The 1,001-nt window shown below is 40.9% G+C and carries 1 protein-coding gene; it reads right to left on the reverse strand.

The genetic code is table 11. The features are described 5' to 3' along the window. Window positions 1–822: hypothetical protein (locus KDK18_RS11945; protein WP_257255149.1), on the reverse strand; the 822-nt coding region annotated here is incomplete at its 3' end. Window positions 823–1,001 lie beyond the last annotated feature (179 nt).

Raw genomic sequence — 1,001 nt, forward strand, 5'->3', positions numbered from 1 at the left:
GTCTATGTATTGATCATTGGATTCAGGGAATAGAACAAGGTTAATAACATTTAACGTCAACGCCAAAACCGCTTCCCGGGAATAATCATTGCGTTTGACACTATTGAGGGGAAATAAGTTTTCAAGTGGACTACCTGTAGTCCCATAATAATCTCCTTCTTTCAGGAAGACGGTTCTGAACTCAAAATACACATCTTTAAGATCTTTGATTTTACGATCATAGAATTCACGATTATTCCAGACAAAATTTATTGCATTGGCAATATTTTCAAAATCAATGGAAAAAAGTCCGAAAATAATTTTACAAAGTTGCTGTGGATAGGTTCTTTTAATTTCTTCAATATGTTGGGACAAAATATCCCGGCTCAAATCATCCAGCGGTGTTGAGCCTAAGCGCAGACAATAACTTCTCCCCATTACCTCCAGCCATTGTTTCAGATTGAACTCATTGTTCTCATTAACACACGACTCATATAGGATTCGGGAAAGTCGGCGTGTATTTTCACATATCAGGTTATCCTCACCACTTTCAGGGCGAAAACGGACATTATCTAATATCGATGATGAAAACCGCTTACCTTCAAAAGAACATCCGCTGAAAATGCCCTTTTCAATAATGGCACTGTTTAACTGTTCTGTATTGAATTTACACTCTTCAAATGAAAAGGATCGCAACACTGTGCCGTTCATTGAGCAGCGGCTGAAATCGATCCCGGTTAATGTACGCTTGATCTCTTCCTTACGCAGGCTCCCTTTCGGCTCTAAACCATTCAGGGAATCCAACTTTCCCTCCAAAAGTCGTGGGTTTTGCTCAAGCAGCAACTGAATACCCTTTTCACCACAGACCTTGATGAGATCTTTGATGTTTCCGTCAACCAGACTGTCTTTAGAGATTAACTGATGGTAGTGGGCTGACCAGGATTTGCGAAAAAGCTGTTCCAGCGGACGCCCATCAGGCCAGTGGCTAAAGCGTTTCTTCAAAACAGACAACAATTGCCGCT

It is taken from the genome of Endozoicomonas sp. SESOKO3 (genome assembly GCF_024606255.1).